Below are 26,199 nucleotides of genomic sequence, written 5' to 3' on the forward strand. Positions count from 1 at the left end.
GGCAGCGCGTTCGCGTACTGGCATGAGACTCTCTTTTCCCCGGCGCAAGCCTACCCAACCCTTACAGGCCCCGCGATGGGGAGCCCTCCCCAGTTCCGGGCCCGCGCCCGGGCCATACCGGCTATGGCGTTGCTCCCGTCGGGAAGGTGCACAGCGGCACACCGCTTTGGGCCGGAGCACCGATCGAGGTGTGCGTGGAATTGATCCAGCGGGTCGCGTTCGGTGAGCCGCGCATGATGTAGTACCACTGGCCGTCACCGCCGTAGGTGGTGCCGTGCGGCTTCCAGCACATAACTGTGAACGAGTCCATGTAGGACATCCACGGCCGGTCGTAGCCGCCCTTGCCGTCGCAGGTATGGGCCACCGGATCATAGGACGTAGGCCCGGGAAGATCGGTACAGCTGCGGTCCATTCCGGTATTCAGGCGTGTAGCCCAGCTGGTCTTCTGCGGGCCGGACTGTGCGGACGCCGAGGCCAGCGGCCCGCCGGTGCCACGCGAGTTGACGCCCTGGACCTCGATGGAGTGCCGCTCGCTGAAGCCGCCGGTGTTGATCGTGCGGCTTCCGGAGGCCGCCACCCGTTCCCAGCCGCCGCCGTCGATCCTGATCTGGGTGTAGGCGATGTCCCAACTGCTGGCGGGAGGTGAGGCCCAGCTCAATGTCAGGTTCTTCTGGTTTTCAGCGCCATCCGTCCCGGAAGCCGACGGCGTACCGGGCCAGCCATAGGGGTTCACGGTGGCCGGCGCACTGGCGTCAGAGCTGGGGGCAACGGCGGAATTGGCGACCACTGTGATGGCGGTGCTGGTGCCGTTCGTGAAGCCGCCCACGGTTTGGCCGGGCCTGATAGGCCCGGTCTGGCCCGTACTGGCGCGGTACGTGTAACTGACCTCGGCGTACGATGAACCGTTTCGTTCCGCTGCCGTCAATTCCCGGAAGTTGATGGTGACGGAACGGCCGGCGCCTCCGGTGTCTGCTTCGGTTGCCGACACGCCGGAGACCTGGGCGAGCTTGCCGGTGGCCCGGCGCGGAGCCGACGCGGCGCTGACTGCGCCCTTGCCGGCTTTGTTCTCGGCCTGGACGGTAAAGGTGTACGAGGCTTCGGAGTTGTTGGCGGTGAAGTTGGCGGTCCGGACAGTGCCTGCCACCACCTGCGTCTGCGCCGCACCTCCGCCGCCGCTCATGGTGACGTAATAATTCCTGATGGCGTCGCCGTTGGTGTTCGGCTCGCTCCAATCAACCTTGAGCTGGTTGGACGTACCCACCGAAGATGCCACGGACGAGGTGGGCGCCGCCGGAGCAGCGGGGACGCCCGCCGGATTGTCCTCAGCGGAGTACTGGCCCCAGTCGGACGGGCCGAGCTCGTTGACGGCCTGGGCGCGCACCTTGTAGCGCACACCGTTGGTCAGGCCCGGCCAGTTGTAACTGAGTCCCGTCACGCCGTTCTTGACGGCGATCCCGGTGGCCGGCGGAGGGGAGATTTCCAGGTTGTAGGTCTTTACTGCGGAGCCCTCGGTTTTGGCCGGGGCCCAGTTGATCTCCATGTTCTTGTCGCCGGCCTTGACCGTGGGGGCGTCCGGCGGTGACGGTTTTTCATCCGGCCGGATTTCGTTGGACACCGGCGAAGGATCGGATTCCCGGACTTCGTTGGTGGCCGTGACGGTGAAGACGTACTTCACGTCGTTGGTCAGCCCGGTCAGTGTGCAGGTGGTGGTGGGGCAGTCCTGGGTGAAGCCGTTGCCGGAGCGCACCGTGTACTTGGTGATGGCCGCGCCGTTGTCCGACGGCGGTGTCCACTTGAGCACGGCGGTCCGGCTCCGGACGTCCGTTGCCGTAGGCGCGGAAGGGGCGTCGGGCCGGTCGCGGACGGTGATGCGGATCCGGCCGTCGGTCTGCCGGGAAACGTCCTCCGTCTTGTCCATCACCGTGTAGCGCACCACCATCACGCCTTTGGAACCATTGGCCGGGGTGACGGTGATGGAGTCCCCCGAGACGGCGGGCTGCCCGGCGGCGGAGCCGGTTTCCACGGTTGCGGACGTGATCCGCAATGGGGTCTCGGGGAACGGGTTGAAGTCATTCCCGAGCACATTGATGGTCTCGGAGCTGCCGGCGTTGGCTTTGTCCACCACGTCCTCGTTAGCCACCGGCAACGGCCGGTTCGATGCGACAACCGTTGCCGTCACCGTGGCACGGACCGGCTCGGACCGGCCGTCGGTGACCTTGAGCGGGATGCTTCCCTTCCAGCCGGCGTCCCTGGCCGATTCCGGGGTCACTTTGAGGGTTGTTTTGTCCACGCTGGCGGTGAAGCCCTCGGGCAAGGAACCATCGAGTTCGTACCTGAGCTTTTCCTGGTCGCCTGAGTCCACGTCCTTCGCAAGGTTTGCCAGCTCCAGGGTGGCGGATTCGCCCTTTGGCACGTCGAGGGTGGCACCGCTGAAGGTAGGCGCGTGGTTGGCGTTCGGATCCGGAATCACCTTGGTGATGATGCTGAGTGTGGACTTGAGGCCGGCGGGATCATCCGGTCCGGTACCGTCAGTCACTTCGAAAGTGAGGGACCCCGGACCTACATAGTCCTTGAGGGCGGCGTAACGGAGGGCGCCGCCGTTCCCGGCCACCACGTCATCCGGCTCCGCACCCTGGACACGGACCTTGTCCACCTGGGTGATGAGGGGTGTGCGGCCGTCGCGGACCCGGACGTAGTCAGCCAGGTCAAGGGTGACCTCCTTGCCGGACATCACCTCCACGACGTCGGTCCTGGCCAGGGTGGGGTGCTGTTCCCCCTGCCCGGGAACCCAGATGACCGCCGTCGCGGTTTGGCCGTCAACATCGGTGACCGTGTAGGGCACCAGCTGGTCCTCCGGCGCGAGCGTGACCTGCACCGTGCCGTCACCCGTTGCACGCGCATTGGGGTTGCCATCAGGGAGGCTGATCTTCAGCTCGGAGGCAACGCCGTCGGGATCGGAGTCGTTCTTCAGCACCGGAACATCCACCGCGGACTTGCCCAGCGTCTCCGCCTGGGTGACAACGTCATCCTTGGCGAGCGGAATCTTCAGTGCGGCTTCGGGGCTGACCCGGACCCGGATCACGGCGCCTGCCTGGGCTTTCTTGTCGTCCTGGATTTTGTAGCTGACGCTTTCGTTGCCTGCGGCGGCGGGCGCCGTGAGCAGTACTTTGCCGCCGTCGGCTGCTTCGACGGCAAGCTCGGGGCGGGCTTCGAAGCCGTTGGATACCAGGCTGACCGGGTCACCGTCCGGGTCCGAATCGTTGGTGAGTGCGTCAACCGCGATTTTCCGGCCGGGACGGACATCCACGGCGTCGTCAATGGCGATGGGTTTCTGGTTGTTGGTCTCCTGCGGCGCGATGCCAACGATCACCGTGCCGGTGTTCTCTGCACCGATGCGGTCCCGGACGCGGTAGGTGAACGTGTCTGTCCCGGCGGCGTTGCCTGCAGCGGTGAATTCGAGGTATCCGTCCTTGACCACGGCCGTTCCCATCGCCGGCGCCTTATCCACGCCGGTCAGCTGGACGGAGTCGCCGTCGGTGTCCACGCCGTCCAACGGCACTGGGATGCGGACGGTCATGCCTGCCACAACGCGGGCTGTCAGGTTCCGGGGTTCGGGCCGGGTATTGAGTTGATCGTCCCGGGCCCGGATCCGGATGGTCACCTGCTGGGAGTCGGACTGCCCGGACTCGTTGGTGACCTTATAGATGGCGTACACCGTTTTGGGCAGGTCGCCGGCGATGAAACGCACTGATTGGCCGGAGGTGAAGATGCGGCCGTCCGCGGTGTCCGGTGTTTGCGCCAGCACCGGTTCCAGGGTGAGCTTGCCGCCGTTGGGGTCCGTGTCGTTGTCCAGCACCGGAATGGTGACCACGTCCCCGGCGCGGACGGTGGCTTCGTCCGGTTTGGCCTGCGGCGCCTGCAGCTTGGCGGGGGCGGGGACCACCAGTACGGAGATTTCGCCGGTGGCAGAGGACTTGCCGTTGGAGATTGTGTACTTCACGCTGAGCTGGCCATGGGCGCGGAGGTCGGTAATCCGCACCACCGAGTGGTCCAGGACCGCGACGCTCAGCGGCAGCCCGTCCGCGGCCGTCACCGACTGGACCACCAGTACACCGCCGGAGGGGTCGGAGTCGTTGCCCAAAACGTCCACCAGCACGCTGCCGCCGCTGGGCAGCAGGGCGGTGTCACGGACGGCCACCGGGGCGGCGTCGCCGCCGCCAGGCACGACGTCGACGCGCACCAGCTGCTGGGCGCTGGCGGGTCCGTTGGTGACGAGGTAGGTGATGTAGTGGGCGCCCGGTGCGGTGGCGTTGAACGTGAACGTTTGCTGGTCGGCGCCCATAACGGCGGTGGAGTTGCCATCTGGTGTGATCTGGGCCAGCCGCAGGGCGCCGCCCTGTGGGTCCGAATCGTTCTTCAGCGGGGCGATCACCGTGTCCACCCCGGCAACAGCCACCACATGGTCCGCGTTGGCGATCGGCGGCAGTGCGCCGGCCGGTCGCACGTCCACGGTGACGTTGCCCTCCGCGGTGGACCGTCCGTCCGAGACAGTGACGGTGACGGTTTTGCGCCCGGGGTCGGACCCGGAGTCCTGGAAGCTGAGCAAACCGTCGGGCCGGATCTTGACCTGGTCGCGCGGATCGCTGCTGGACGCGCCAACAACGAAAAGGTCGTCGCCGTCGGGATCGATCCAGTCGGGGAGGATGTTCTGGCTGACCACTTTGCCCGACTGCACCACCAGTGTGCTGTTCCGGTTTGGTTTCTGCCGCGGCGCGGAGTTTTCCCCCGGCGGGATGATGTTCAGCGTGACGTCGGCGGAGCCGGAGAGGCCGCGGCCGTCGTCCACCGTGTACTTGAAAGCCTCGGTGCCGGTCTTGTCAGCGCCGATGCTGACCTGGAAACCGGTGGCGCCATAGATGGGTGAGAGCAGGCCGGACTGGAGCGGCTCAGGGGTCCGCACGGTGAGGATGTCGCCGTCGGGGTCCGAATCATTGTCCAGCACGGGGAGGATGGTGGTCTTCCCGGCGCGCACCCCGAAGGTGTCCGGCTTGGCCACGGGTGCGCTGTTGGGTTTGGTGCGGTCCGGCAGGACGGTCTGCTGCACTTCATCGGCGGAGTCCTTGTCGGCGTCGTCCGAGGTCTGCTGCGGCGGGATGACGTCGTCCCAGTTGTTGACCAGCTGCATGTTCTGGTTGACCAGCCACACATTCCCGGAGTTCACATCGTTCAGGACCACCAGGTCCCGGTTCACCCGGAAAACATACGACGGCGACGCACTCGCCTTGGGAACATCCACGTTCTTGTCATCCGCGTCGTTCGTGCAGTCACGGACGTACTTGTTCGCCCCCGACCACGCCGCATGCACACACCCGCCCAACTGCACCGGCGCCGCCGGCACACCCTCACCACCGAACGACACCGTCCTCGCCGTGCCACCGTCCAGCGGCTGCTTCAGCAACGCCTTCGGCGTGGAGATTGCGACAAAGTCACTGCCCGGACCGGTCTGCTGCAGTTTCGCATCCCGGGCATTGTCCAACTGCAGCCGCTTACCACCGGGAAGGAACAACTTCCCCGCCGCCGCATCCAGCACCACCGGCTTGTCCCCCACCACCGTGACCTGCAGATCCCCGGCGCCCTTCAACTCAGACCACGTCTCAGCATCCGAGGACACCACCGCACCGTTGACATCAACACCAGTCACCGTCACCACACCGGATTTCGGATCCGCCGAATAAACCCGGTCATCGGCCCCCACCGCCGACACCGTACCCTCCGAACCCACCAGCACCGGCTCGGTGGCCTCCTCATCAAAACCATTCACCGTCGACGGCGACACCGCCCACACCTTGCCCGACACAGCATCCGTCACCGAGATCACCTCGGAGCCGAAACTCACATCAGCAGCACCAGGCAACCGCTTATCCCCACCCAGGCGCATGTTCGCCGGCGACACCTGGTTCAACGTCGAACCAGACTCATCATCAACAAACACCTCCCCCGCATCCTGCAAAATATCGAACGTCGTCGACGCCGGCGTCACCGCCCCATCCAAAACACGCGACGGATAATTCAGCCGCCCCACCGCATTCTTAGACTTCGACACCACCCACACGCCACCATCATTCAAATCCACCTCAGTGGTCTTAAACCCCGGATACAACACAGCACCGGTCACCACCACAGCAACAGCAGCACCAAACGCCGTACCACCCACAAGCCGCCGCGAACGGAAGCGCCCTTCAGCGGTTCCCGGCCCTTTTGAGCGCGCAGGTCTGCGAAGTTTCACGATGTTGTTTCCCCCAGTAAGGCTGCGGCAGAGCCGGTTTCCGGCATGCGGTGGCCGGGTGTCTTCCGACTATATCGGAATTCACCATCAAATGGATAAAGTCATGATGGGCGGTTTCACAGGCCGCCAGTCAGTCCAGGACCAGCCCCTTGCCCAGGCCGCGGGTAAGCCGGACGGGCCGGATCTCGCCGAAGCCGCGGACGTTTTCCGGCGGCTGGGGCATCAAAACAAAGCGTTCATCCTGCTCCAGTGCGGAGGCCGTCATGGAGTCCACCAGCACGGTTCCCGGGTCCGCGAGGGACGTCAGGCGCGCGGCAAGGTTGACGGTGGGCCCGTAGATGTCCCCCAGCCGGGACAGAATCCTGCCCCACACCATGGCCACCCGGGCCTCGGGCAGGATTTCGTCCTCGGTGAAGGCGTGGGCGAGCGCCAACGAAATTTCTGCTCCCGCAGCGGGTGTTTCGGCAATGTAGAGGACTTCGTCGCCCACTGTCTTGACCAGTCGGCCGCCGCCAACGGAAATGATCTCCGCGCACTTGTTCTCGAAGCGCTGCACCAGGCGGGCGAGCGTTTTTTCGTTCATGCGCCGGGACAGGCTGGTGTAGGAGACCAGGTCAGCGAAGCCGACGGCGCGTGCCAACGGCAGCGGGGCGTCGTCCTCATCGCCCTCCCGGCCTTCTTCGCTTGCCTGCAGGCCGGCCTCTGCGCGGACCGCCAGCCGCTGCACCCCTGCGTTGAGCTGGCGCCGCCAGGAGTAGACCAGCATTTCCTCCAGGGCGTCCACCAGGGCGGGAAGTTCGTTGACCAGGCGCTTGCGGGCCACGGCATCGCTGACGCCCTGCTCGTGCACCATGTCCTCCACCAGGGCCTCAATTTGCCAGACCACCATCCGGTCCGTCATTTGCCCGATGGAGCGGGTAACGGAAATGGCTGCTTCCTCGGTCAGCTTTCCGGAACGGACCAGGTCCACCACGGTGGAAAGGGCTGCCTGGTCGCGTTCGGTGAAGGCAACGTCCTCGTCCCCGAAGTTGGGAAAGCCCAGGGCGCGCCACAGTTTGCGTGCAGAGAGCAAGGACAGCCCTGCGCCGGCAGCGACTTCACGACGGCGGAGCTTGCGTTCCCCGCCCAGAAGCCGGGCCTCGAGGGCTTTCATGGCCAGCCGCTCGGCGGACATGGTGCCGGTGGGAGGATGGGCGTCGGCCTCCGGAGCGGGCGCGACGGACCCGACGCGTTCCTGCTGGTCCTCATCGTTCATCCTGTCCACCTTCTCTCATTTCCCAGGGCAAAGTTTCGGCGGGGCCATCCGTTGACCCGCCAGGCTGGACATCCTGCTCGTCCGGCAGGTCCTCAATGGCGTCCAGGATGAAGTCCCGAAACCTGGCCACCTCCGGCACGTCCGGGAACGTCACCACTGACTGATATCCGGTTTCCAAGGATATATTCCCGGAGCGGAAGAGGCGTTGCAGGACCGATTCATGGACAGTGAGGTTGCGGACCGACACCAGGTTCACCTGCTGGTCACGCCGCTTCCACATCCCGGACCTGGCCACGAGCCTCCTGCTGGTCAGGGTGTACCGGGTATTTTGCCAGCGCAAAAGACGGGGCAGGCAGAAACCCAGCCATACGGCGGCAGCAGCAAGGACACAACCGCCCACCAGCCACGGGGTCCAGCGGCCGGAGAGCGCGGGCACAGCCCGCGTGGCTCCGCCGCGGATGAGCCAGGCTGAACAATAGGCTGCAACCGCCGGCGCGAGAATAAAGGCAACCGCGGCGCCGGCAAGCTGCCGCGGCTGCGGGCGGGTGGTCACAATGACCTGCTCGCCCGGCAGGAGGTCTTTACGCATAACCGCCTTGGCCGGAAGCATTGGGGGATGTCCACGGCCGAAGATGCACCACGTCCCCGGCGGTGACCACATGTTCGCGGGAGTCCCGGTCTACCACCAGCAGGGAACCGTATTCGTCAAGCCTGGACGCGTGGCCGATGATCTCGTGGTCCCCCGGAAGCTGCGCCCGGACCTGCTTGCCCAGGGTGACCATGACCGCCTCTACCCGCTTGTGCAGGGAGGGCCCGCCCGCCATGCCTGCCGCCGGGTCGCCGTCGGCATTGCAGAAGCTGCGGTAGAGCACGGAAAAGTTTGACAGGTAGCTTTTCAGGAGCGCTGTCCGGTCCGCCGTTTTGGCGCCCTCCAGTACCACCGAGGTGGCGGTGGGAACAGGCAGTTCACTGGCGGTGAGCGTGACGTTGAGGCCGGCGCCCAGGACGACCGGCGGCACCGAGCCGTCCACCATCGGGCCCAGCTGGGCCAGGATGCCGGCGATCTTCTTACCCCGGACCAGGACGTCGTTGGGCCATTTGAGCTCGGCGGGGATACCGGCGGTTTCGAGGAGGGTTTCGCGCAGCGCCAGCGCCGCGATCAGGGACAACCACGAGTAGCTTTGCGTGGGCAGCGGCCGGCCTTCGGCATTGGCCGGGCGCAGGACAACGGAGACCGAGATGGAACTCAGCGGCGGGGCTTCCCAGTGCCTGTCCAGCCGTCCCCGCGCAGCTGTCTGATACTCCGCGGTCAGCACGGACAGGTCCGGCCAGGCGGCGGGCTCCACGGTGACTGACCGGAGGAGGTCGGCGTTGGTGGAGCCGGTGGAGTCCACCACGTCAAGCCGCGGGATGCCGGTGGCGGACAGGAAACGCTCGTCCGCCAGGTCCCTCCGGTTCAGGGGCGTACCGGGGGTGTGTGCGTCATCCATAGCTAAATCCTACAGAGCCAACCCGTGCTGGTCCGCGCCGGCTCCCGCCCTTACAGGAAGATGTCCGCTACCAGCCGGTCCTCTGAGGCCCCCAGGCTGTAAGGACGGAAGTCCGCTACCCCCGCCGCTGCCAGGACTTGTTCGTCCGTGTAGAAATTGCCGCTGGCCGCGCCGCCGGCCCCAAGGTTGGCGCCGGTGAGGACGGCGTGGGCGGCATCAGCCATGATCTGTGGCCCGCGCGCCGCCTGGACCATCTGGTCGCCGTGGGGCATGTTCCGGATTGCTGCGGTGTCGATCAAGGTGCAGGGCCACAGTGAGTTGACCCGGATTCCGTCCGCCTTCAGCTCTTCCGCAAGCCCCAGCGTGGTCAGGCTCATCCCATACTTGGCCATGGTGTACGCCAGGTGCTTGCCCGCCCACTGGGGGTCAAGGTTCAGCGGCGGCGAGAGGGTCAGGATCTGCCCGGCGCCGGAGGCGCGCAGGGCGGGAAGGGCCAGCTTGGACAGCAGGAACGTCCCCCGGACATTGATGTCCTGCATGAGGTCGTACTTTTTCATGTCCACCATGTCGGTGCGGGACAGGTCGATGGCGGAGGCGTTGTTGATAACGACGTCGATGCCGCCAAAGCGGTCCACGGCAGCTGAGACAGCGCGCGCCACGTCGTCGTCATTCCGGACGTCACCCACCAGGGGAAGCGCCTGGCCCCCTACGGCCGCCAGCTGCTCTGCCGCCGTATATACGGTGCCGGCAAGCTTGGGGTGCGGCTCGCCGGTCTTGGCCATCAGCACGATGTTGGCGCCATCCTTCGCGGCGCGCACAGCGATCGCGAGCCCGATTCCGCGGCTGCCGCCGGAAATCAAAACAGTGCGTCCCCGCAGGGATCCGCTGGCCTGGTAGGGGCTTGCCGGGGAGTCCGAAGCGTCATTGCTCAAAGTCATGGAGCCACTCTAACCCAAGTATGTTACCGGTAAGTAACATACTGCGGCGTGCTGCGGCACGGCAGAAAATTGTAGGTTTTCTACAGCAGCCGCCGCCAGAAGCGTCACTAGACTAGCCAGCAGGGTTCGTTTTTTGTGTGGATGCTACTTAACTCCCGCAACAGACCAGCCAGCAACAACAGCGCCACTGGACCAATCTGCTACAGAGCCGGAGATATTTGATGAGCCACGATCTGACAACGACAGCGGGAAAGATCGCCGATTTCCGCGACCGCCAGGCCCGTGCCGAACAGCCCTCCGGCCCCGAAGCGATCGAAAAGCAGCACGCCCGCGGCAAGAACACCGCCCGGGAGCGCATCAGCCTCCTGCTCGATGTTGACTCGTTTGTCGAATTCGACGCCCTGGCAGTCCACCGCTCCGCCGCGTTCGGCATGGAGAAAAAGAAGCCGCTGGGTGACGGCCTGGTTTCCGGCTATGGCACCGTGGACGGGCGCCCCGTGGCGGTCTACAGCCAGGACTTCTCCGTCTACGGCGGCTCCCTGAGCCAGGTCAACGGCGAGAAGATCGTCAAGGTCCAGGAGTTCGCGATCCGCAACGGCTGCCCTGTGGTGGGCATCCTGGACGGTGGCGGCGCACGTATCCAGGAGGGTGTCGCCTCACTGGCCATGTTCGCCGACATCTTCCGCAACAACGTCCACGCGTCCGGTGTGGTACCGCAGATTTCCCTGATCATGGGCCCCTCCGCAGGTGGCGCCGCCTACTCCCCCGCCCTTACCGACTACGTGGTGATGGTGGACAAGACCTCGCACATGTTCATCACCGGCCCGGACGTGATCAAAACGGTCACCGGGGAGGACGTGGACATGGAGACGCTTGGCGGCGCCCGCCAGCACAACGCCACCACCGGCACGTCCACCTACCTGGCCTCGGACGAAGCCGATGCCATCGAGTTCGTCCGCGAACTGCTGGACTTCCTGCCGTCGAACAACCTTTCGGAGGCACCTGTCCTGGAGCACCAGCAGGAGCTGGAGATCGACGACGACGACCTCGCCCTGGACACGCTCATCCCCGATTCGGCCAACCAGCCCTACGACATGCGCAGCGTGGTTGAGCAGATCGTGGACGACGGCCACTTCCTGGAAATGCAGGCCCTGTACGCCCCCAACGTGATGATCGGCTACGGCCGGGTGGAGGGCCACACGGTGGGCATCGTGGCCAACCAGCCCCTGCAGTTCGCCGGGACGCTGGACATCGCCGCGTCGGAAAAGGCTGCGCGCTTCGTCCGCCACTGCGATGCCTTCAACATCCCCATCATCACCCTGGTGGACGTGCCCGGCTTCCTGCCCGGCAAGGACCAGGAGTTCCAGGGCATCATCCGCCGCGGTGCCAAACTCCTGTACGCCTACGCCGAGGCCACCGTTCCCAAGCTCACCGTCATCACCCGCAAGGCCTACGGTGGCGCCTACATCGTGATGGGTTCCAAGAAGCTGGGCGCTGACCTGAACCTCGCCTGGCCCACCGCGCAGATCGGCGTGATGGGTGCCCAGGGCGCCGTCAACATCCTCTACCGCCGCGACCTGGCCGCAGTTGCCGAGGCCGGCGGGGACGTCGAAGCCCGCCGCGCCGAAGTCATCCGCCAGTACGAGGAAGAGCTGCTGAACCCGTACCAGGCAGCCCAGCTTGGCTATGTTGATGCTGTCATCGCGCCCTCCGAAACCAGGACCCAGATCATCAAGGGTCTGCGCGCGCTCCGCGACAAACGCGCCAGCCTGCCCACCAAGAAGCACGGGAACATCCCGCTGTGAACGGGGACGATCCGATGGTTGAGGCTGCCAAGGCACCCGCCGCACCGCTGCTGTCTGTTGTTAAGGGCCAGCCAACGGCCGAGGAACTGGCTGCACTGACCGCCGTCGTCCTTTCCCTGGGCGGCGGCGAACCGGCGCCCGAAAACAAGCCGTCCGTTCGGCACTGGGTGCGCCGCCAGCAGCTGCGGTTGGACCCCACGCCCGGACCCGGGGCCTGGAAGCGCAGCCGCGGCTGATCCTCCCCGTCGGCTCCCAAATCTCGCTTCGCTCGACTTGGGCCCCTCCCCGTCGGCTCCCAAATCTCGCTTCGCTCGACTTGGGCCCCTCGCCGACGTGGGCCCACCCGCCCCACACCAGCCTCCTTCCGGAACCTTGGGTGCCCGGTTAGTGTCGTGGGGTGACTACAGACACCGCACCAGCCGCCCGCCCGAAAACCCGCATCGACGCCGTCGCGGACAACTATACGGACACACTCATCAGGCTCAATCCGTCGTTCGCCACCACCCTCGGCGTACCCGGACACGAAACGGAATACCAGGACTTCTCCCCCGCCGGCATCGCGGAATTCGCCGAGGCTGCCCGCCATACCCTGGAAGAACTTGAGGGGCTGGAGCCCGAGGACGACGTAGACGCCGTCACCCTCGACGCCATGCGGGAGCGGTTGGGCCTGCAGCTGCTGATCCACGCGTCGGGCTGGGAGTACGCGGACCTGAACAACATCGCTTCCCCGGCCCAGGACATCCGCGCCATCTTCGACCTGATGCCGACGGAAACGGAACAGCACTGGCAGCACATCGCCGGCCGCGCAGCCAATGTTCCCGCGGCCATCGCCGGCTACACGGAGTCGCTCCGGCAGGCCCGGGACTCCGGCCGGGTGGCCGCCGCGCGCCAGGTCAAGATCGTCATCGAGCAGGTCACCAAATACGCGGCGGAGGACGGCTTCTTCGCCAAGCTGGCCGCGGAAGCATCCACTGCCGCCGGCCCCCTGCCTGCCGCCATCCAGGAAGAGCTCGACGCCGGTGCTGCCGCGGCCCGGAGCGCCTACGCAGGGTTGGCGGACTTCCTCCGCCGGGAACTGCTGCCCGCCGCGCCCGAGAAGGACGCCGTGGGAAGGTCCCGCTACGCGCTAGCCTCACGTTCCTTCCTGGGTGCCAGCGTGGACCTGGAGGAAACTTACGCATGGGGCGTGGAAGAGCTGGACCGCCTGATCGCCGAGCAGGAACGGGTGGCCCACAGCATCAAAGCCGGCGCCACCATCGACGAAGCCAAGGAAATCCTCAACAACGATCCCGCCCGCCAGCTGAAGGGCAAGGAGGCCCTGCGGGAGTGGATGCAGGAACTCTCCGACAAGGCCGTGGCAGAGCTCGCCGGCGTCCACTTCGACATCCCGGACGTGATGAAGAAACTCGAGTGCCTCATCGCCCCCACCGATGAGGGCGGGATCTACTACACCGGCCCGTCGGACGACTTCAGCCGCCCCGGCCGGATGTGGTGGTCCGTCCCCGCAGGCGAGGATACCTTCACCACCTGGGCCGAAACCACCACCGTTTTCCACGAAGGCGTCCCCGGCCACCACCTCCAGGTGGCCACTGCAACCTACCGCCGGGAACTGCTGAACAAATGGCGCCGGAACGTCTGCTGGACCTCCGGCCATGGCGAAGGCTGGGCACTTTACGCCGAGAAACTGATGCAGGAGCTTGGCTACCTCAATGATCCCGGCGACCACATGGGCATGCTGGACATGCAGCGCATGCGGGCCGCCCGCGTGGTGTTCGACATCGGCGTCCACCTCGAACTTCCGGTCCCTGAACGCTGGGGCACCGGCACCTGGACACCCGAGAAGGGCTACGACTTCCTGAAGCAGAACCTGCCCATCAGCGAAGGCCAGCTCAACTTCGAGTTCACCCGCTACCTCGGCTGGCCAGGGCAGGCACCGTCCTACAAAGTGGGCCAGCGCCTCTGGGAACAGATCCGCGCCGAACTCGAAGCACGCCCGGGATTCGACCTCAAAGAGTTCCACACCCGCGCCCTCAACATCGGCTCTGTAGGACTGGACACGCTTCGGCGGGCCCTGCTCTGAGTTTCACTGATTGTGCCCACGCCGCCAAGGTTCCCTGGCCGTGGGCCCACGCCGGCGAGGGCCCCGGCTTAAGCCGGCCGGCCAACGATGTCTACATCTGTTGCGGCAGCTGGTTTACCTGCTCGCGGAGAAAGTCCGTGGCTGTCTTCGGGTGGATACCCCGCTGGCGCAGCGGGGTATCATCCCAGGTGGCTTCGTAAAGGTCCTGGTGCAGCCCGGCGCCAAAGGCGGAGGCCAGCGCGTCGTTCCGGCGCTTGAGCAAGCGCACCAGAATACGGGCTACGGGACGGGGCATCCGCTGCACCTTCATCCTGTGGTGAGTGAGGTCTTGAGCGATCGCGACGGCCTCGTTCTTTGTCAAAGGCTCCGGGCCGCCGAACTCAATCAGTGCAGGCGGGGCCGGCTCTAGTGCCACCGCGCAAAGCAGGGCGGCGACATCCTCCGTGGCCACCCAGCGCCTCTTTGAGTTGCCTTTGCCGATGATGGCCGCCTTTCCGCCGGCAATGTCAAAGCGTCCCATCGGGCCCAGGTGGACTTCCTGGAAGGCGTCTGATCGGACGATCACGGACTGCATGGAGGAGGTGCCGAGGCGTTTCTCGACTGCAAGCTTGGCGTGTTCCAGCGGTGTACCAATGGGAGCCTCAACACCGGTGAAGGAAAGATAGACGAAGCGATGCACGCCGGCCGTCTCGGCGCCCTCGACCAGTGAGAGCATGCCCTTCTCGTCTATCTCCCCGAGGGTTAAGGAGTTGGCCCCGGCCAGGCGCCGACCGATCGCCGTCGCGGTCGCGATCACGGTATCGATGCCCTCGCATGCGGCCCGGAGGCTGGCAGGTGCCGTAAGGTCGCCCCGTACGGCCTCCGCCCCGATCTGTCGCAACCAGGCGTCATTCGTGCCGGACCTCACCAGGCAGCGGACCGGCAGTCCCTGCACACGCAGCCGACCCGTCACACGACTGCCGAGGTCACCTGTGGCACCGACAACGAGAATCATGACCGCTCCAGTTTCAAATAGCGCCGGCAGGTTGGAGTTGATGTATTGACCGGAGCTTAGGACCGGACAACGCAGGCGTCAACGCTTCGACTCAAGTGACAGAAAGCCCCCATGGGCCTTTCGCCGCCGGCAGGAGATGTTAAGCACACCCGGGCCGGGAATAAGTAACATAGCGCCTCGACACGCTTGATTTCACGCGGTTCTTAAAGCGGCTATGCAATTCGGTGCGCGTAATATTTCTCAATGTTGGTTCGTCGTGATATGGAACCTGGCCTTAACGTGTTCGGGTGAGCACTCAAACCCGCCCCTCAGAATCCGCCAAGACCGGCTTCCAGCTCCCCAAGTGGGCTGGCTCGTTCGGCTTCCAGATCATTGCCGCCCTCATCGTCGGCCTTGGCCTCGGCCTGCTGGCCAAGTACACCGGCAGCACCAAAACCAATCCCAACGCCCTAGGCGCCACGCTGCAGACCATCGGCTCCAGCTACGTGTCGCTGCTGCAGACAGCCGTGGTTCCCCTCATTTTCACCGCCGTCGTCAGCTCCATCTCCAACCTCCGCCAGGTATCCAATGCGGCCAAGCTCGCCTGGAACACCCTGCTGTGGTTCGCCATCACCTCCCTGATTGCGGTGCTTATCGGCATCGGCCTGGGCGTGCTGCTGCAGCCCGGCGCCAACACCGGCATCACCGAGGAAGCCAAGTACTCCGGCAAGTCCGGTGACTGGTGGTCCTTCCTTGTCGGCCTGTTCCCCAAGAACTTCCTTGGCCTGGGCGCCAGCTCCACCGTTGCCGAATCCGGCGCCGTCACCACCTCCGTGAGCTTCAACGTGCTCCAGATCCTGGTGATCGCGATCGCCGTCGGCGTTGCCGCCCTCAAAGTGGGTAAGGCTGCCGAACCGTTCCTGAACCTGAACGCCTCCGCACTGGCTGTCATCCAGAAGGTCCTGTGGTGGATCATCCGCATCGCACCGCTGGGCACCGTTGGCCTCATCGGCAACGCAGTCGCAGTCTACGGCTGGGACACCATCGGCTCCCTGGGCAAGTTCACCTTCGCCATCTATGTGGGCCTGGCCCTGGTCATCTTCGCGGTCTACCCCATTCTGGTTCGCAGCCATGGCCTGTCCGTCAAGCAGTACTTCTCCGGCGTATGGCCGGCCGTCCAGCTGGCCTTTGTGTCCCGCTCCTCGGTGGGAACCCTGCCGCTGACCCAGCGTGTCACTGAGCGCAGCCTGGGCGTCCCCCGCGCATACGCCTCCTTCGCCGTGCCGCTGGGCGCCACCACTAAGATGGACGGCTGCGCTGCCATCTACCCCGCCATCTCGGCGATCTTCGTGGCCCAGTTCTTCGGCATCCAGCTGGACTTCAGCCAGTACCTGCTGATCGCCCTGGTGTCCGTCCTGGGCTCCGCGGCAACCGCCGGAACCACCGGCGCCGTGGTGATGCTGACGCTGACCCTCTCCACGCTGGGACTGCCGCTGGCCGGCGTCGGCCTCCTGCTGGCCATCGATCCCATCCTGGACATGGGCCGAACCGCGGTGAACGTCGCCGGCCAGGCGCTGGTGCCCACCATCGTGGCCAAGCGCCAGGGCATCCTGGACGAGCAGCTGTACAACGCACCCCGCAACGGCACGCCTTTTGTTGACGACTCTGTTGACACCGCAGCCGCCCCGTCCGACGGAACCTCCACCGACACCACGTCGCGGGAGCTGGCGGACGCGAAGGCCTAAAGGGGCCCCTGCTCACCACTGGCGGTAACAACTGGCAGTAAGAAGAAGTCCCCGGGAGATTTCCCGGGGACTTCTTCTGTATTTAACCGCCGGTCAGTGGCCGCCGCCGATGACACCGTTTTGCACGGCCTTCGTGACGGCGTCGGCTTCGGCCTGCGTCAGCTTTCCATCCGTGACGGCCTGGTCAAGCCTCGACTTCAGTGCCGCGGCCCGCTCCGCCTGCTTCTCCGTGCGGAGTTCCTCCAGCGCAGCGGTCACCTTGGATTCCTCGATGCCGAGGGACTCTGACAAGGCCTTGGCCAAGGCAGCATCACGGGTGGCCTGGTCAGGCCTCTCGCCATCGGCGGGCGGGGAGGAGGGCTTGTTGGCCTCACGGAAGGCCTGGAGCGCCTCCGTTACCTTGGCCTCCTCCACGCCGAGCTTCTCTGCGAGCGCCGACGCCTGGGCCATGCCCCGCTCCCCGCCGCGTCCGCCGTGCTTGCCCATGCCGCCGGGCGCCGTGCTGGTGGCTCCGTCGGCTGAGGCGCTGGAGCTGACGCTGGGAGTGGGGGTTGGCGTGGTGGTGGCGGAGGCCATGCCGGCAACGCCGATTCCGGCACCGAGGGCCAGCGCCGCGGCTGACAAGCCAAGGGTCATTTTCTTGGTGCGTGACATTCTTCGTCTCCTGGATCTGCCGTCAGTAACGGCTGCTGATAATTTCATCCCTCCCGGGACACTCCAAGCATCGCCAGGCCAGTTCTGGAACAGCTGTTCGGAACCTTTCATCTTCCTGTGAATCCGGTGCCGCAAAAACTTGCTCAGGGTGCAAAGTTGCACGTAGTGTAATCCGCATGGGAACCAGCACAGGCAGCATTTCGCCGGCAGCAGCCACCCCATCGCGGCGCGAGCTGAACAAGGCCGCCACCCGGCAGGCCATCATCGACGCCGCCCTGTCACTGCTGCGCAGCCGCGGGCCGGGAAGCTTCACGGTTGAGGACATCGCGGAAACCGCCGGCATTTCACGGCGCACCTTCTTCAACTACTTCAGCAGCACCGACGCCGCCCTCGCGGCCGTCACCCACGGTTTCCTGGACAACGCCATCCAGCAGTTCCGGCTGCGGCCGGCTGACGAACCGATCCTGGAGTCGGCACAAGCAGCCCTGATGGCACTGGCTGACCCCATGACCGTGGCACCGCTCGCGGAACTGTTTACGCTCACCCAGCAAAGCCAGCTGATGTCGCACTCGGAGCTCCAGGCCTGGGAGCACTGCACCGAACAAATCATCGCCGTTGCCCGCGAACGGGTAGTGGGGGCGGCAGAAGGCGTTGATGAACTCTATGTCCGCGCACTGGCCGGTGCGGTGATCTCCTGCGGCAAGGCCGCCCTGGAGGTATGGTTCACGGGCCGCGGCGCCGACCTCTCCGCCACTTCCCTGGCAGAGCTCCGGCAGCTGCTCATTGACGCGATGGCGCTGCTGGGGTCCGGTTTTACCGCAGGCAGCAGTCCTGCACCCCGTTCCACCCCTTCCGCATCCGTTTCTTCCTGATCAGATCGGTTTCCACTTATGGCACTGTTCCTATACCGCCTGGGCAAGTTCTCCTACCGCCGGCGCCGGCTGGTCATCTCACTGTGGCTGGCCGTTTTGGTTGCTGTTGGCGGTTCAGCTGCCGCCTTCCACGGCACACTGTCCAACAACTTCCAGATCCCCGGCACCGAAACGCAACGGATCGCGGACAAGCTGAAGCAAGAGCTTCCGGCCGCTTCCGGAGGCACGGCAACAATCGTTTTTGAAGCTCCCGACGGCGGTTTTACCGCCGAGAGCCGCGCCGCCGTCACCGATGCACTGAAAAAGCTTGAGTCCGTGCCCAGCGTCCGCGGGACCGTGGACCCCTTCGCCACGCAGGCGCAGGTGGACCAGGCGGGCCAGGCCATCACCGACGGCGGGCAGCAGCTGGCCGCCGGCCAGGCCCAGCTGGACGCCTCCCGCGCCCAGCTCGAGGCAGGGGCGGCACAGCTCGCGGAAGCAGAACAGCAACTTGCCGCCGCCGGCGCGCCCTCTGCACTCATTGAGGCACAGCTTGGCCAGCAGAAGGCGGCCCTGGCAGAGGGGCAGGCAAAGCTCGACACCGGAACCCGTGAACTGGAAGCCGGCAAGGCCAAGCTGGAACTGGGCAAGCGCCAGGCAGAAGCGTCCTCCGCCATCCGCTTTGTCTCCGAAGACGGACGCGCGGCCGTGGCACAGGTGCAGTTCAACACCTCCATCAACGGCCTTAGCCCGGAGGTCCGCCAGCAGGTCCAGGACATCGCGCACGAAACGTCCGCTGCCGGTGTCACCGCCTATGCCAGCAAGGAGATCACCGAGGACATCTCCGAACTCTTCGGCGCAGCCGAAATCATCGGCATCGCTGTGGCTGCCCTGGTCCTGATCATCATGCTGGGCACGCTGATTGCCGCCGGGCTGCCGCTGCTGATGGCCGTCATGGGTGTTGGCGTCGGCGTCGGCATCACCTTCGCGCTCTCCGGCCTGTTCGACATGAGCTCCATCTCCCCCATGCTGGCCCTCATGCTGGGCCTCGCCGTCGGGATCGATTACTCCCTGTTCATCGTCAACCGGCACCGCACGCAGCTCCTGGCCGGCATGGCCCAGGAGGAATCCGTGGCCCGCGCCACCGGAACCTCCGGCAACGCCGTGGTCTTCGCCGGCCTCACGGTCATCATCGCCCTCGCCGCCCTGGTGGTGCCGGGCCTGCCCTTCCTTGCCGTGATGGGCCTGGCCGCGGCCGGAACCGTGGCGGTAGCGGTGCTGGTGGCCATCACCCTGACCCCGGCCATGCTGTCCCTGATCGGCCGCCGTATCATCTCAAAGCGTGCTTGGGCCAAGGCCGAGGTGCACAACGCCGAACCCGGGCACGAGGCAGCCGACGAAGCCGAAGACCGCGAGCGCAGCACCCGCGGCTGGGGCGGCCTGGTCACCCGCCACCCGGTGCTGGCCCTCCTGGCCGGTGTGGTCCTGCTGGGCACGCTCGCGCTCCCTGCCACCCAGCTGCAGCTGGCACTGCCCGACGGCGGCTCCGAACCGGTGGAGTCGGAGGCCTACCAGGCGTACGACCTCACCGCCCGGAGCTTTGGCGAAGGCGTCACCGGCCCGATCGTTGCCGTGGGCGGGTTCCCGGCAAACCTGGACGAAGCCCAGGCGCAGGCCCTGCAGTACAACGTCGCGGACAAGCTCCGCGCCGTGGACAACGTGGTGGCCGCCGTACCCGTCGCCCTCAGCGAGGACCGGCGCACCGCCGTCTTCCAGGTCATCCCCAAAGAGGGTCCGGCCAGCGCCAGCACCGTCCAGGTGGTGGCCGAACTCCGCGGCCTGAACGGGGACATCCAGTCCGAGTACGGCGTGGCCATGGGCCTCACGGGGCAGACCGCCGGCAACGTGGACGTTTCCACGAAGCTCGGCGACGCCCTCCCGCCCTACCTGGCCATCGTCGTCGGACTCTCCCTGGTCCTGCTGCTGCTGGTCTTCCGATCCATCGTGGTGCCGCTGCTCGCCACCGGCGGCTTCCTGCTCTCCCTCGCCGCGGCGTTCGGCGCCGTGGTGGCGGTGTACCAGTGGGGCTGGCTGGGCAACGTGTTCGACGTCGCCAACCCCGGCGCGGTCCTGAGTTTCCTGCCGATCATCCTGATCGGCGTGCTGTTCGGGCTGGCCATGGACTACCAGGTGTTCATCGCCTCCGGAATGCGCGAAGCCTACATGCACGGCTCCACCGCCAAGCAGGCGGTCCGGGTGGGCTTCCGCCACGCTGCGGCCGTGGTGACGGCCGCAGCGATCATCATGGTCAGCGTCTTCGCCGGCTTCATCTTCAGCCATCTCACCATGGTGCGGCCGCTGGGCTTCGCGATGGCGTTCGGTGTGCTGCTTGATGCGTTTGTGGTCCGCATGACCATCGTTCCTGCCGTGATGTACCTGCTGGGTGAGAAGTCCTGGTGGCTGCCGCGCTGGCTGGACCGGGTCCTCCCGGACGTCGACGTGGAAGGCGCCCAGCTGAACCGGCCCGCAGCCGCCAAGGCGTCCGAAGAACTGGTCCACTAGGCTGAAATCGTGGTCCGCCTGATTCTTGCCTCCCAGTCCCCCGCCCGCACCAAGCTCCTCACCGAGGCCGGCATCCGGCATACGGTCCTCGTGTCGGACGTGGACGAGGACGCCGTCCAGGCCCGGTACGGCGTCACCGATCCGCATGACACGGCCCTGCTGCTGGCACGCGCCAAGGCCGAGGCTGTGGCGGCCCTCCCCGAAGCGGAGGGGGCGCTGGTGCTTGGTTGCGACTCCGTTTTTGAGTTCGACGGCGAGGCGCACGGCAAGCCGTACACCGCCGCAGTCGCCCGGGAACGCATGCTGCGCATGAGTGGCAACACCGGCGTGCTGCACACCGGGCATTGGCTCGTGGATTGCCGCGATACGGAGCCCGACGGCGGGTCGGCACCGGGTACCGGGGCCACCTTGGGGACGGTGGCCTCGGCAGAGGTTTCCTTCCTGGAGATGGACGCGGCGGAGATTGACGCGTACATCGCCACGGGCGAGCCGCTGCACTGCGCGGGCTCCTTCACCATCGACGGCTTGGGCGGCGCCTTCATCCGGAAGGTCGACGGCGATCCGCACACCGTCGTCGGACTTTCCGTCTCCACGCTCCGTGGCCTGCTGGCCAGTGCGCAGGTCCGGATCACGGACCTCTGGCCGGCGTCCTAAAGGAAGCGATTTCGGCGACTCTTGTAGCTTCCCTACAAAGGCTTGGCGCTTTACACGCGGAATCCGCAAGTAATATCGGCGGAACCCTCAAAACCGCGCTAGGCTCCCTGAAGGAAAGAAGGAGACGCCTTGTCAGCAAATTTGGAGCAGTCCGCATATCCCACGCAGTCGACCCTCACAAAGGTGCTGATCGCGAACCGCGGTGAAATTGCGGTGCGCATCATCCGCGCCGCCCGTGACGAAGGCATCGCCTCCGTTGCTGTGTATGCGGACGCGGACCGGGATGCCCTGCACGTCCGCCTTGCTGACGAGGCCTACGCGCTGGGCGGGAACACCGCCGCCGAGTCCTATCTGGTGATGGACAAAATCATCGACGCCGCCCTCCAGTCCGGAGCCGACGCCATCCACCCCGGTTACGGGTTCCTGGCCGAGAACGCCCAGTTCGCGGCCCGCGTCATTGAGGCCGGCATTACCTGGATCGGCCCGTCGCCTGAGGCTATCTCGGCCCTTGGCGACAAGGTCCAGGCCCGGCACATCGCCGAAAAAGTCGGCGCACCCCTCGTTCCCGGCACCGCCGATCCGGTGGAATCAGCCGAGGAAATCCTCGACTTCGTAGACCGGCACGGGCTGCCCGTGGCCATCAAGGCAGCTTTCGGCGGCGGCGGCCGCGGCATCAAGGTTGCCCGCACCCGGGACGAGATTCCCGAACTGTACGAATCCGCCGTCCGCGAAGCCACCGCCGCCTTTGGCCGCGGCGAATGCTTCATCGAACGGTTCCTGGACGCACCCCGCCACGTGGAGACCCAGTGCCTGGCGGACGCCCACGGCAACGTTGTGGTGGTCTCCACCCGCGACTGTTCCCTGCAGCGCCGCAACCAGAAACTGGTGGAAGAAGCCCCGGCACCCTTCCTCACCGAAGACCAGAACCGCCGCCTTTACGAATCCTCCAAGGCCATCCTGAAAGAGGCCGGCTACCTTGGCGCCGGAACCTGCGAATTCCTCGTGGGCCAGGATGGAACCATCTCCTTCCTCGAGGTCAACACCCGCCTCCAGGTGGAGCACTGCGTTTCCGAGGAAGTCACCGGTATAGACCTGGTGCGCGAACAGTTCCGGCTGGCCCGGGGCGAGGAACTCGGCTACGACGACCCCGAAGTACGCGGGCACTCCTTCGAATTCCGGATCACCGGCGAAGACCCGGGCCGGAACTTCCTGCCCGCCCCCGGCACCCTCCGGGTCCTGAAAAACCCCACAGGGCCCGGCGTCCGCGTCGACTCGGGCGTGGAGCAGGGCGATGTCATCAGCGGCAACTTCGACTCCATGCTCTCCAAGCTCATCGTCACAGGCGCCAGCCGTCCGCAGGCGCTGCAGCGCGCCCGCCGCGCCCTCGAGGAAATGGTGGTCGAGGGCATTCCCACAGTGATCCCGTTCGACCTCGCTGTGGTCTCCGACCCCGCATTCGCACCCGCCGAGGGCCCATTCCGGGTCCACACCCGCTGGATCGAGACCGAGTTCGTCAATAACCTGCCCGCCTGGACCCCCGATGGCGGCAGCACCGAAACCCCGGCCGAAGACCGGCAGCGCGTGGTGGTTGAGGTTGGCGGCAAACGGCTCGAGGTTGTACTCCCCGCCTCACTCGGTTCCGTGGCTGCCGGCACCGCCGGCGCCACTGCCAAGCCAGGCAAGTCGAAGAAGCGCCTGCGTTCCGGCGGCACCGCTGCTGCCACGGGCAACGCCCTGACTTCGCCCATGCAGGGCACCATCGTCAAGGTTGCCGTTGCCAACGGCGAAACTGTGGCTGAGGGTGACCTGGTGGTGGTCCTGGAAGCAATGAAGATGGAACAGCCGCTGACCGCGCACCGCTCCGGAACCATCACCGGCCTCACCGCAGCTGCCGGCGAAACGGTGTCAGCAGGCGCCGTCATCGCCACCATCGAAGACTAGCGCCGGAGGCCACTCGTGCTCGCACCCAGTTTTGAAGAAGAAGTGGACCGCTACCACCTCGCCGTCCCGGAAATCACCCGGGGCAACCCGGAACCGGTCAAGGAGCTGTACTCCCGGCTCGACGACGTGACCCTCGCCAACCCGTTCGGCGGCATTGCCCGCGGGTGGGCGCAGGTGGAAGCCCGGCTGGACCAGGCGGCGCGCCAGTTCCAGGACGGCGAGATGCTGGGGTTTGACACTGTCAGCTCCTACACCGCCCGGGACACCGCCTTCCTGGTGGAAACGGAACATTTCCGTGCCCGCCTGGACGGTGCCGGCGCCGCGGAGGAATTCGCGCTGCGCGTGACCAGCGTCTTCCGGCGCGAGGAAGGGTATTGGAAGCTGGTGCACCGGCACGCTGACCCGGCTGCCCGTCCCCAGTCCCGCCGGTCGCTGAGCCAGCCCGCCGTCAGCTGACTGGGCTGCCCGCTGAACACGCTGCACCGCTGACAGGCTGCCCAGCTGGACGGCGATGCAGGCCGTGAGGCTGACAGGCTGCGGCGTAGAAGGCACACTTAGCACATGTTGCCTTTCCTGCTCCTGGCATCACGTGCCGAGGATGCCGCAGCCGAGGACGAATATGCCGCCTATCTGCGGTACGGGGGCCTGGAGCCCTCCGGGCTGCGGCGCGTCAGGCTGGAGGCCGCTCCCCTGCCCAAAATCGACCTGTCCGCCTATTCAGGGGTGATTGTGGGCGGCAGCCCGTTCACCTCCAGCGATCCGCCGGAGCACAAAACTCCTACCCAGCAGCGGGTGGAACGTGAACTGGCCGGGCTCCTGGACGAGCTGGTGGCCAAGGACTTCCCGTTCCTGGGCGCCTGCTACGGGGTGGGGACGCTGGGCAGGCACCAGGGGGCCGTCATCGACAGGACCTACGGCGAGCCGCTCGGCGCGGCGGAGATCGAACTCACGGACGCCGGACTGGAGGACCCCGTGCTCAGCGGGATGCCGCGGCGGTTCACAGCCTTTACCGGCCACAAGGAAGCCTGCACCGTCCTGCCCCCGCACGCCGTGCTCCTGGCGAGGTCGGCGGCCTGCCCGGTGCAGATGTTCCGCCTCCGGCAGAACCTGTACGCCACCCAGTTCCACCCCGAGCTCGATGCCGAAGGCCTCTGTACCCGCATCGACATCTACCGGCACGCGGGTTACTTCCCGCCGGAATCCGCCGAAGACCTGATGGAGAGCGCCCGGCGGTTCACAGTTACGGAGCCGATGAACATCCTCAAGAACTTCGTGGCCCGCTACGCCCGCTGAACGCCACACACCCTGGCCGCGGCAGCCCGGTGTCGTGCGTTCCCGCCCGGTTACTCCTCCATAGGCAGAAAAGTGCCCGGCACAATCCCCGCAGTTACGGGAATTGTGCCGGGCACCTCAGCTGCCAACCGGGCTGGAAGGAACAGGCCTGGGACTTAGGCCACGTTGTTCTCGTAGTCCAGGTCCCGGGTTTCCTTGCTGACGAACAGCGCGATGAGGGTCAGCACGGCCATGGCGGTCAGGTACACACCCACCAGCACCGGGCTGCCGTCCGCCAGTTCCCACAGCGCCACGGCAATGAACGGTGCCACCGCGGCACCGAGAATGCTGGAGAAGTTGTAGCTCACGGCAGAGCCGGTGTAGCGGACGTTCGTGGGGAACAGCTCAGGCAACAGGGCGCCCATCGGACCGAAGGTGAGGCCCATGAGGGAGAATCCGATGATGAGCAGGGCCATGGTGCCGATGAATCCGCCGCTGAACAGCGGGACGAACAGCAGGCCGAAGACGAAGATGCCCGCCGTGACGGCGATGAGCATCTTGCGCCGGCCGTACTTCTCGGCCAGCGGTCCGGACACCAGTGTGAAGATGCCGAAGAAGACGACGCCGGCAATCAGCATCCAGAGGAAGTCGTTGCGGGTGAAGCCCAGGCCGGGGACGAACGCCGCGGCTGCCGCATCGGACATCGGCTTGCCGGCCTTCTCCGCCGCGGCCCTGGCGGCCTCGAGGCTTGAGGGACGGGTGCCGAACGTCAAGGTGAACGTGGTCATCAGGTAGAAGAGCACGTACGTGGCCAGCATGATGAACGTGCCCAGGATCAGCTGGCGCCAGCTGGTCTTGAATACCCGGCCCAGGGGCAGCTTGGCCACCTCGTTGGACTCGAGCACCTTCGTGAAAGCGGGGGTTTCAATCAGCTTGAGGCGGACGTAGAGGCCAATGATCACCATGACTGCGCTGAGCAGGAACGGCACCCGCCAACCCCAGGCCTGGAAATCAGCCGGGCTCAAGGCATAGCTGAAGACCAGGAAAATGACGTTGGCGATGATGAAGCCGATGGGTGCGCCCAACTGCGGGAAGGTGCCGTAAATTGCGCGCTTGTTGGCCGGTGCGTTTTCGGTGGCCAGCAGCGCGGCACCGCTCCATTCACCACCGAGGGCGAGCCCCTGGGCGAAGCGCATCACCACGAGCAGGGCCGGAGCCAGGAATTCCCAGCCGGGCACCAGCGCCGTGGGCAGGCAGCCGATCAGGAAGGTGGCGATGCCCATGGTCAGCAGCGAGGCCACGAGGGTGCCCTTGCGGCCGAACTTGTCGCCGAAGTGGCCGAAGATGATGGATCCCAGCGGGCGGGCCACGAAGGCCACACCGAAAACTGCAAACGAGCTCAGCAGCTGGGTTGTTTCGTTCTGGTTGGGGAAGAACAACTGGGGGAACACCAGCACCGCAGCGGTGGCATAAACGTAGAAGTCGTAGAACTCAACCGTGGTGCCGATCAGGCTGGCAACGATTACTCGGCCGCGTGAGTTCACCGGCTGCGAACCGGGCACCGTGGACGTATCGGTGGATGACATAAGGTAAACGCTTTCGCTTGAACCGGCCGGACGCTGGCATTGCCTCCGGCTCGAAATAGTTAGAGTTCAATATTAGTTCCGGTCGTCCAGTCAATGGACGAAAGGTC

The 26,199-nt window shown here is 65.9% G+C and carries 18 protein-coding genes; 10 read left to right on the forward strand and 8 right to left on the reverse strand.

The genetic code is table 11. The features are described from left to right. Positions 1–121 precede the first annotated feature (121 nt). The 5 genes from QF038_RS13895 to QF038_RS13915 all read right to left on the reverse strand — a co-directional run bounded on the left by QF038_RS13895 (position 122) and on the right by QF038_RS13915 (position 9,969). The gene (locus tag QF038_RS13895; protein WP_307610655.1) at positions 122–6,040 is read right to left on the reverse strand and encodes an Ig-like domain-containing protein; all 5,919 of its coding nucleotides are present in this window, start codon (positions 6,038–6,040) and stop codon (positions 122–124) included. A gap of 376 nt (positions 6,041–6,416) precedes the next feature. Further along, complete coding sequence (locus QF038_RS13900; RefSeq protein ID WP_307610656.1) at positions 6,417–7,541, reverse strand: adenylate/guanylate cyclase domain-containing protein; 1,125 nt, start codon at positions 7,539–7,541, stop codon at positions 6,417–6,419. Continuing rightward, positions 7,531–8,130: a PH domain-containing protein gene (locus QF038_RS13905; protein WP_307610657.1), complete on the reverse strand. Its 600-nt coding sequence runs from the start codon at positions 8,128–8,130 to the stop codon at positions 7,531–7,533. Before QF038_RS13905 ends, QF038_RS13900 begins: the two co-directional genes overlap by 11 nt. Further along, complete coding sequence (locus tag QF038_RS13910; RefSeq protein WP_307610658.1) at positions 8,123–9,031, reverse strand: biotin--[acetyl-CoA-carboxylase] ligase; 909 nt, start codon at positions 9,029–9,031, stop codon at positions 8,123–8,125. Before QF038_RS13910 ends, QF038_RS13905 begins: the two co-directional genes overlap by 8 nt. Positions 9,032–9,081: 50 nt before the next feature. Continuing rightward, positions 9,082–9,969 carry an NAD(P)-dependent oxidoreductase gene (locus QF038_RS13915; protein ID WP_307610659.1) on the reverse strand — a complete coding sequence of 296 codons (888 nt, stop codon included), beginning with the start codon at positions 9,967–9,969 and terminating at the stop codon, positions 9,082–9,084. Between the two features lie 221 nt (positions 9,970–10,190). On the opposite strand from QF038_RS13915, the gene QF038_RS13920 reads away from it, so the two are divergent. The 3 genes from QF038_RS13920 (at position 10,191) to QF038_RS13930 (ending at position 13,854) form a co-directional block, all read left to right on the forward strand. Next, positions 10,191–11,774: an acyl-CoA carboxylase subunit beta gene (locus QF038_RS13920; protein WP_307610660.1), complete on the forward strand. Its 1,584-nt coding sequence runs from the start codon at positions 10,191–10,193 to the stop codon at positions 11,772–11,774. Between the two features lie 14 nt (positions 11,775–11,788). After that, the gene (locus QF038_RS13925; protein ID WP_307613484.1) at positions 11,789–12,010 is read left to right on the forward strand and encodes an acyl-CoA carboxylase subunit epsilon; all 222 of its coding nucleotides are present in this window, start codon (positions 11,789–11,791) and stop codon (positions 12,008–12,010) included. A 161-nt stretch (positions 12,011–12,171) separates the two neighbouring features. Continuing rightward, positions 12,172–13,854, forward strand: coding sequence for a DUF885 domain-containing protein (locus QF038_RS13930; RefSeq protein ID WP_307610661.1), 1,683 nt, complete (start codon positions 12,172–12,174; stop codon positions 13,852–13,854). A gap of 91 nt (positions 13,855–13,945) precedes the next feature. Here the strand turns inward: QF038_RS13930 and QF038_RS13935 are convergent, their stop codons facing one another. Continuing rightward, the gene (locus QF038_RS13935; RefSeq protein WP_307610662.1) at positions 13,946–14,848 is read right to left on the reverse strand and encodes an SDR family oxidoreductase; all 903 of its coding nucleotides are present in this window, start codon (positions 14,846–14,848) and stop codon (positions 13,946–13,948) included. 287 nt (positions 14,849–15,135) lie between these two features. Between QF038_RS13935 and QF038_RS13940 the strand changes: the two genes are divergently transcribed. After that, complete coding sequence (locus QF038_RS13940) at positions 15,136–16,572, forward strand: dicarboxylate/amino acid:cation symporter (protein WP_307610663.1); 1,437 nt, start codon at positions 15,136–15,138, stop codon at positions 16,570–16,572. Positions 16,573–16,665: 93 nt separating this feature from the next. On the opposite strand, the gene QF038_RS13945 is transcribed toward QF038_RS13940, so the two are convergent. Beyond that, positions 16,666–17,226: a hypothetical protein gene (locus QF038_RS13945; RefSeq protein WP_307610664.1), complete on the reverse strand. Its 561-nt coding sequence runs from the start codon at positions 17,224–17,226 to the stop codon at positions 16,666–16,668. A gap of 176 nt (positions 17,227–17,402) precedes the next feature. On the opposite strand from QF038_RS13945, the gene QF038_RS13950 reads away from it, so the two are divergent. The 6 genes from QF038_RS13950 (at position 17,403) to QF038_RS13975 (ending at position 24,527) form a co-directional block, all read left to right on the forward strand. Beyond that, positions 17,403–18,098: a TetR/AcrR family transcriptional regulator gene (locus tag QF038_RS13950; protein WP_307610665.1), complete on the forward strand. Its 696-nt coding sequence runs from the start codon at positions 17,403–17,405 to the stop codon at positions 18,096–18,098. A gap of 18 nt (positions 18,099–18,116) precedes the next feature. Then, positions 18,117–20,639 (forward strand): MMPL family transporter, encoded by a 2,523-nt coding sequence (locus QF038_RS13955; RefSeq protein WP_307610666.1) that lies wholly within the window; start codon positions 18,117–18,119, stop codon positions 20,637–20,639. 9 nt (positions 20,640–20,648) lie between these two features. Further along, positions 20,649–21,293 carry a nucleoside triphosphate pyrophosphatase gene (locus tag QF038_RS13960; protein ID WP_307610667.1) on the forward strand — a complete coding sequence of 215 codons (645 nt, stop codon included), beginning with the start codon at positions 20,649–20,651 and terminating at the stop codon, positions 21,291–21,293. Between the two features lie 129 nt (positions 21,294–21,422). Beyond that, positions 21,423–23,234, forward strand: a complete 1,812-nt coding sequence (locus tag QF038_RS13965) for a biotin carboxylase N-terminal domain-containing protein (protein WP_307610668.1) — start codon at positions 21,423–21,425, stop codon at positions 23,232–23,234. Positions 23,235–23,249: 15 nt separating this feature from the next. Further along, the gene (locus QF038_RS13970) at positions 23,250–23,690 is read left to right on the forward strand and encodes a nuclear transport factor 2 family protein (RefSeq protein WP_307610669.1); all 441 of its coding nucleotides are present in this window, start codon (positions 23,250–23,252) and stop codon (positions 23,688–23,690) included. 105 nt (positions 23,691–23,795) lie between these two features. Further along, positions 23,796–24,527, forward strand: a complete 732-nt coding sequence (locus QF038_RS13975; protein WP_307610670.1) for a glutamine amidotransferase — start codon at positions 23,796–23,798, stop codon at positions 24,525–24,527. Positions 24,528–24,682: 155 nt separating this feature from the next. Here QF038_RS13975 and QF038_RS13980 read toward each other — a convergent pair whose 3' ends face one another. Then, complete coding sequence (locus tag QF038_RS13980; RefSeq protein ID WP_307610671.1) at positions 24,683–26,092, reverse strand: MFS transporter; 1,410 nt, start codon at positions 26,090–26,092, stop codon at positions 24,683–24,685. Positions 26,093–26,199 lie beyond the last annotated feature (107 nt).

This window comes from Pseudarthrobacter sp. W1I19 (assembly GCF_030817835.1).
Lineage (GTDB): Bacteria > Actinomycetota > Actinomycetes > Actinomycetales > Micrococcaceae > Arthrobacter.

Excerpts from the sequence above, each read along its gene's own strand:
- QF038_RS13900 (WP_307610656.1), bottom strand. The coding sequence starts at position 7,541 with ATGAACGATGAGGACCAGCAGGAACGCGTCGGGTCCGTCGCGCCCGCT.
- QF038_RS13905 (WP_307610657.1), bottom strand. The coding sequence starts at position 8,130 with ATGCGTAAAGACCTCCTGCCGGGCGAGCAGGTCATTGTGACCACCCGC.
- QF038_RS13910 (WP_307610658.1), bottom strand. The coding sequence starts at position 9,031 with ATGGATGACGCACACACCCCCGGTACGCCCCTGAACCGGAGGGACCTG.
- QF038_RS13915 (WP_307610659.1), bottom strand. The coding sequence starts at position 9,969 with ATGACTTTGAGCAATGACGCTTCGGACTCCCCGGCAAGCCCCTACCAG.
- QF038_RS13920 (WP_307610660.1), top strand. The coding sequence starts at position 10,191 with ATGAGCCACGATCTGACAACGACAGCGGGAAAGATCGCCGATTTCCGC.
- QF038_RS13925 (WP_307613484.1), top strand. The coding sequence starts at position 11,789 with ATGGTTGAGGCTGCCAAGGCACCCGCCGCACCGCTGCTGTCTGTTGTT.
- QF038_RS13935 (WP_307610662.1), bottom strand. The coding sequence starts at position 14,848 with ATGATTCTCGTTGTCGGTGCCACAGGTGACCTCGGCAGTCGTGTGACG.
- QF038_RS13945 (WP_307610664.1), bottom strand. The coding sequence starts at position 17,226 with ATGTCACGCACCAAGAAAATGACCCTTGGCTTGTCAGCCGCGGCGCTG.
- QF038_RS13950 (WP_307610665.1), top strand. The coding sequence starts at position 17,403 with ATGGGAACCAGCACAGGCAGCATTTCGCCGGCAGCAGCCACCCCATCG.
- QF038_RS13955 (WP_307610666.1), top strand. The coding sequence starts at position 18,117 with ATGGCACTGTTCCTATACCGCCTGGGCAAGTTCTCCTACCGCCGGCGC.
- QF038_RS13975 (WP_307610670.1), top strand. The coding sequence starts at position 23,796 with ATGTTGCCTTTCCTGCTCCTGGCATCACGTGCCGAGGATGCCGCAGCC.
- QF038_RS13980 (WP_307610671.1), bottom strand. The coding sequence starts at position 26,092 with ATGTCATCCACCGATACGTCCACGGTGCCCGGTTCGCAGCCGGTGAAC.